5 protein-coding genes are annotated in these 6146 nt (G+C 38.1%); 1 reads left to right on the top strand and 4 read right to left on the bottom strand.

Annotated features, from left to right (window positions below; all coding sequences use genetic code 11):
• Positions 1 to 159: 159 nt before the first annotated feature.
• From B3I52_RS00550 to B3I52_RS00540, 3 genes are all read right to left on the bottom strand, one after another.
• A complete protein-coding gene (locus B3I52_RS00550; RefSeq protein ID WP_293297305.1) occupies positions 160 to 1944 on the bottom strand; it encodes an aromatic amino acid hydroxylase in 1785 nt (594 codons plus the stop codon).
• 231 nt (positions 1945 to 2175) lie between these two features.
• Complete coding sequence (locus tag B3I52_RS00545; protein ID WP_293297302.1) at positions 2176 to 2658, bottom strand: GtrA family protein; 483 nt, start codon at positions 2656 to 2658, stop codon at positions 2176 to 2178.
• Positions 2659 to 2721: 63 nt separating this feature from the next.
• Positions 2722 to 3816 (bottom strand): calcium:proton antiporter, encoded by a 1095-nt coding sequence (locus B3I52_RS00540; RefSeq protein ID WP_293297300.1) that lies wholly within the window; start codon positions 3814 to 3816, stop codon positions 2722 to 2724.
• A 236-nt stretch (positions 3817 to 4052) separates the two neighbouring features.
• Here B3I52_RS00540 and arsC point away from each other — a divergent pair, with 236 nt between their 5' ends.
• Positions 4053 to 4397 carry an arsenate reductase (glutaredoxin) gene (gene arsC, locus B3I52_RS00535; RefSeq protein ID WP_293297298.1) on the top strand — a complete coding sequence of 115 codons (345 nt, stop codon included), beginning with the start codon at positions 4053 to 4055 and terminating at the stop codon, positions 4395 to 4397.
• A gap of 163 nt (positions 4398 to 4560) precedes the next feature.
• Here the strand turns inward: arsC and B3I52_RS00530 are convergent, their stop codons facing one another.
• On the bottom strand, positions 4561 to 6048 hold the full coding sequence (locus B3I52_RS00530) for a glycine--tRNA ligase (RefSeq protein WP_293297295.1): 1488 nt from the start codon (positions 6046 to 6048) through the stop codon (positions 4561 to 4563).
• Positions 6049 to 6146: the final 98 nt, after the last annotated feature.

The raw sequence follows: 6146 nt of genomic DNA, 5'->3' as shown, positions 1-6146 counted from the left end.
ATACATAGGCGGGTGGGGACACCCGCCTACAGCCCATAGCTATAGTTTGGTGTCACCACCAAGCCCAACCTGTAAAATATTAATATCATTTTTAAACAGTTTCTATGTATTCAGCAATTTCAAAGATTTCTCCACTGCGCTTGAAATGACGAAAAAAGTTTAATCCTCTATCGCAATTAATTGGGTAACCGGGTTGGCAATTACATGAAAACCATCGTTAATTAATTTGGTTAATTCTTTTTCGTTAGCGGCTTTCATTTCTAAATATATCCTTACTTCATTTTCTAAAGCCGGATTGCCCGCCGTATGATGCAGAATTTCTAAAATTTGCATGGCGCAGAGCCAATCGTAACGGAAATTGGTTTTTAGTTCATTAAAGAGCTCCGTTAATTTTTCGACACCTTCGCCTGCTTCCCTAATATCTCTTACCTCCTGGTATAAACTATGCAAGCGTTTCGTAGCATCGTCATAAATTACTTTATGTGTTAGCTGTTCACTAATATGTGTAATTTCCTCGTAAGCGTCTTTATCGGCAGCACCGTTAAAAACCGATACAATTTTCTCGCCAACAGCCATGTCGTAAGTACCCCATTCTGGTTGGAACAAGATATTTCCGTTCGCTTCTTTTACGGTACAATCGTCAAACGCAATAAGTATTGTTTTTTCGCCCTTGCGAATAATTTCTTTTACTGATCCATTAACTTCAATGCCGCTTTCAAAGGTTAAATTCCCACGTTTGCCCACTGTAATGCCTAGGTTAGCTAAGTCAGTTAGATCATGGTCTTCTAATAATTTCTCGATTGCTTTTAACTTGCCAACTGGCGATGAAAAACCGTCTTTATGATAGTGCTTGCTATGTCCTGCTAGTTCTTTTCCATCAAAAGCCAATGCCGATTGTCCGGTAGTTTTTATAAAGGTTACCTCATCATCTTTACTGATGCCAACATCTGTAAATACGCCTGTAACCTGCAAGCCAGAACTGTAAACGGCCGTACTAGGGTTTTTACATTCGATAGCTTTTAAAACACTCTCCGAGCCACCGCGTCTAAACGCCATGGTGTTTGCAAATTGCTCCAGCACATCAATTAAGTTTTGGAAAGTTGGCGTTACAAACAGTTGTGGCTGCTCTTGGGTAATATCGTAAGAATAATTTATGGTGTTAATGTCGTACCATAATTTCTTAATTTTCGGATCCATACAGGTTGCACTTTCGCCAATAGAAGAAAGTAAGCCTGCCCCATAAATCTTCGGATTTTCTAAAGTTCCAATCAAGCCATATTCTACGGTCCACCAGTGTAAACGACCCAATAAGGCCATTTCCGATGGTTCGCCCATGTTTTCGGCAATGAATTTCAGCTCTTTTTCTGCTTTGGCAATTTCGGCTTCGTCAACATTTGCAGCCTCTTTTAGAATAGATAATCTGCGGATAGCTTCGTAAAGTTCAAAATCTTTGCTAGAAAACATTGCTTTTGCTCCAATAGAGCCAAAATAACTCAGGTAGGCATTGTAATCTGTGTCGGCAATAATGGGGGCGTGGCCCGCACTTTCGTGAATAATATCTGGTGCAGGTGTGTATTCTATATGGTTAATCTGGCGAATATCGGCAGCAATTACCAACACTTTATAGGCTTGGTACTCCATAAAAGCTGCTGGCGGAATAAAGCCATCTACCGTTACGGCGCCCCAGCCAATTTTGCCCAAATTGTCGTTCATGGTTTGCAGGTCTGGAATGTACTCGATACTTAAACCGGCCCTGTTTAAACCCTTAATGTATGGATAATAAGCTACGTGCTTTAGATAACTATAGTTTTGACGCATTACATAACGCCAAACCGCTTGGTCTATTGGCGTGTATTTCTCATAATTTTGTGCTACTATAAATTGCCTTAAATGCTTAGGTAGTTTGGCAACTTGCTCGTTATTAAAGTCGTTAAAATCACTCATTTATACATCTTGTTAATTGCACTAAATTAGCGGGTTTGGGCTAGTAATGCAAGAAAATACTACTGTTTTAGTAGAAAATGACAAAGATTGTTTATTTGGGCATGTAAACTTTAACCTGTTAAGGATTTCTTTGTGTAATTAAGCTTAGAAACAGCTTAAATTTCAGTGAAAATTTTTATTTGTTGGACTGAGCCTGTGTTTTATGAATAAGAAACTTAAACAGTTTGTTAACTATTGTACGTCTTTTTTTATCCTGAAAGAAAAATATTTTTGCGAGAAGTAACTGAAAATAGCTAAAACTATTGTAATTAAACCTTTAGAGATTGAGGGGTAAAGTTGAAAGCCCTCGACCAAAATTTTCATTAAGGCATAGTTGAGTAAAATGTTGGTGCAAAATACCGTGCCGTATCTAAATAATTGAATACGGCCTTTAAGGTTAGATTGTGTAAAAACCAAGTATTTGTTGAGGATAAAACCTACTAAAAATGTAAAAACGGCTTCGAGCCCTAAAGCGGCAATGGGAGCGGTAATTAAATGACCTGCGAAACGTATATCTTGTTGTTTTAAGATGAAATTGTAGATGATAAAATAGGCTACTATGCTAGAGCCAGCGGTAAAACTGCCGCTAGCTAAATACCTAAAAGTACCAATAGAAAACCAGTTTTTAAAAGGTGGATAGAAAAAGTCGATAATGCGTAGCGCTAGTTTTCTCATGCCTTATTTATAGGTTAATGGGGGCGAGGAACAGAGTTTTAAATATTTGCTTTTATATTGCAGTTAGGGCGATATTATAGTGAATAAATATGCCGCAAAGATAGTTAATAACACTATCCCTTGTAGAATATTTGTTCGGCCGTTACCTAGAGATAACATAATGGTAAGCTGTGTTAAAATCAGAAGTAACATTGATTTGGTGTCTATGCCTAGGGTAATGGTCATGCCGGTAATTAAAGAAACTACAGCCACCGCCGGAATGGTTAAGCCAATACTAGCCAAGGCAGAACCTAACGCTAAATTTAAGCTTGTTTGCAATCTGTTTTTCTTGGCAGCTCTATAGGCGGCTAAACCTTCGGGCAATAATACTACTGCTGCAATAATTACACCCACTAATGATTTTGGTGCACCAGCACTTACCACTGCATCTTCAATTTCGGGCGCAAGGGCTTTGGCTAACAAAACTACAATGCCTAAACAAATTAATAAAATTACACCGCTGGTTAATGCTACGCCCAATGTAGGCGGGTCTGCATGGATTTCTTCGTTGCCATCGTCTTCTGGAGGTAAAAAGAAGTCTCTATGTCTTACTGCCTGTATCAGTACAAATGCAAAGTATAGAATTAAAGAAATAATTGCTACAAAAATTAACTGTGCCTTGTTGTAAACCGGTCCGGCTACACTTGTGGTGTAGTTTGGTAATATTAGTGTAAGTACTAAAATAGCACCAAGCACTATTAAAGCCGCTTTTACACTTTCCATGCTAAAGTCTTGTTGCTTGTACTTGGCTCCGCCCACTAGTAAACATACACCAATCATGCCCGAGAGAATAATCATTACTGCTGCAAAAACTGTATCTCTTGCCAATGCTTCGGTACCTTTGCCACCAGTAAGCATTAACGACACAATTAAAGCTACTTCTATGGTAGTTACGGCAAGAGCCAACAATAATGTTCCAAATGGCTCGCCAACTTTATGTGCCACCACTTCTGCATGGTGTACCGCTGCAAGCACACTGCCAATAAGAAATGCAACCAATATGGCCGTTCCAATGCCGCCAAGCTGTGCTATGGGCAAATAGTAGGCAATCCAAGCAAAAATAGGAACGGCAACACTCCAAATAGGTAAAGTACGAAGGATAGATATTTTTGTTAGCATATTGTTCTGTTGATGGGCAAATTAAATTTTACGTTTCTTAAAAGTATGGGTAACGAGTTTTTGTACAAGTGATATTTTGTAAATATTAAATTACCAAATGCAGATTGCTATTGATGCTGCAAACCAGATGCGCTATAAAAATAAGTAGTTTTATTCTTTTTACGGTGTTTTTTTTAATTTTACTAGGAATAATATAGCTAGAAAAGATTAACGGGCATCGTTAGAATTAAAGGAAAATGGATATTAAAATTTATCACAATAAAAGGTGTAGCAAGAGTAATGCGGCCATGAAAGCATTAGAGAACCAAAATATTGATTTTACCATTGTCAATTACCTCGAAAATCCGCCTAGTGTGCAAGAGTTAAAGAATATTCTACAAATGCTTGAGCTTAAGCCCTTAGAACTCATGAGAACTAATGAAGAAGTTTTTAAAGAAAAAGTAAAGGGCAAAAATCTTGCTGATGAGGAATTGATTGTTGCTATGCATGAAAACCCGATTTTAATACAGCGACCCATTATTATTAAAGGGAACAAAGCGGTTATTGCTAGAAGCGAGGAAGCAATTGATAATATTATTTAATGGTGGTTTACCTGATATAAATTTTAGGTTCCCCATTGTGATCTTCGTCTTTTTTGGCGGGTTAAGGGTTTTGATGCTCACTATCATAAAATTGCTTTTATTTTGCGCTACTGACGGATAGTTTTTTCAAAATAAAAGCCCCGAAATTTCGGGGCTTAAAGTATTATATTTGGCTCAGTAAATTTCTCCAGCTTACTTTGCTTTCTATTGTCCAATGTAAATCTTTAATTTCAATACGTTGTTGCTCCATGGTGTCGCGGTGGCGTATGGTAACTGTATTGTCTTCTAAAGTTTGGTGGTCAACCGTGATACAGAAAGGTGTGCCTACCGCATCTTGACGGCGGTAACGTTTGCCAATGGCATCTTTCTCTTCGTAAATACAGTTAAAATCAAATTTCAATGCATCCATAATTTCACGGGCTTTTTCTGGTAAGCCATCTTTTTTAGTTAATGGAAAAATAGCTGCTTTGATAGGTGCTAATGCTGGGTGTAAACGTAATAGCGTTCTGCTGTCTTGTTTCTCTGGCGTACTTAGATCTTCTTCTTCCAAGGCATTGATCATGGTTAGCAAGAACATCCTATCTAAACCAATAGAAGTTTCAATCACATAAGGCACATAGTTGCCATAAGGTTTTCCGTTTTCGTCTAGTTCGGCATCGAAATATTGCATTTTCTTACCGCTAAACTCTTGGTGTTGTGCTAAATCGAAATCGGTTCTACTGTGAATGCCTTCTACTTCTTTAAAGCCAAATGGGAATTCAAATTCGATATCAGTTGCCGCATTGGCATAATGCGCTAATTTTACGTGATCATGGTAGCGGTATTTTTCGGCTGGTGTGCCTAATGCTTTATGCCATTTTAAACGGGCTTCTTTCCAGTATTCGAACCATTTTTTGTCTTCGCCTGGGCGTACAAAAAACTGCATTTCCATTTGTTCAAATTCACGCATACGCATAATGAATTGACGAGCAATTACCTCGTTACGAAAAGCTTTACCAATTTGCGCTATACCGAAAGGAATTTTCATTCTTCCAGTTTTTTGAACGTTCAAGAAGTTTACAAAAATACCTTGTGCCGTTTCTGGGCGTAAGTACACCACATCGCTGCCTTCGGCCATGGCGCCAAACTGCGTGCTAAACATTAAATTAAACTGGCGCACATCAGTCCAGTTTTTAGTGCCACTCACCGGACAAGCAATTTCATGCTCTTCAATTAATACCTTTAAGCGAGGTAAATCCTCAGCTTTCAGGGCATCGTCCATATCGGTTTGCAATTTTGCTGCTTTTTCAGTTTTGCCGTCTTTCTCGTATTTGGCAATTCTATCTTCTAATAATTGGTCGGCACGGTAACGTTTTTTGCTGTCCTTGTTGTCAATCATCGGGTCGTTAAAACCATCTACGTGGCCGCTCGCTTTCCAGATTTTTGGATGCATAAAAATAGCAGAGTCGATGCCTACTATGTTTTCGTGCATTTGCACCATTGCTTTCCACCAATAAGTTTTGATGTTGTTTTTCAGTTCCGCACCTAATTGTCCGTAGTCGTAAACTGCACTTAAACCATCATATATTTCGCTGCTTTGGAAAACAAAACCATATTCCTTAGCGTGTGATATTACATTCTTAAAAATTTCGTCGTTATTTTTTTGAGCCATAGTACGCCAAAGTTAAAAGTTAAAAGTTAAAAGATGAACAAATTAGCAAGTATTTGAAAATTTTGAAGCTGTTTAAAAATGATATTAATATTTTACAG

Source organism: Pedobacter sp. UBA4863 (assembly GCF_002399615.1).
Classification (GTDB): Bacteria; Bacteroidota; Bacteroidia; order Sphingobacteriales; family Sphingobacteriaceae; genus Pedobacter.
Note: the sequence above shows the minus strand (reverse complement) of the source record. Positions and strands in the feature narration are given on the sequence as shown.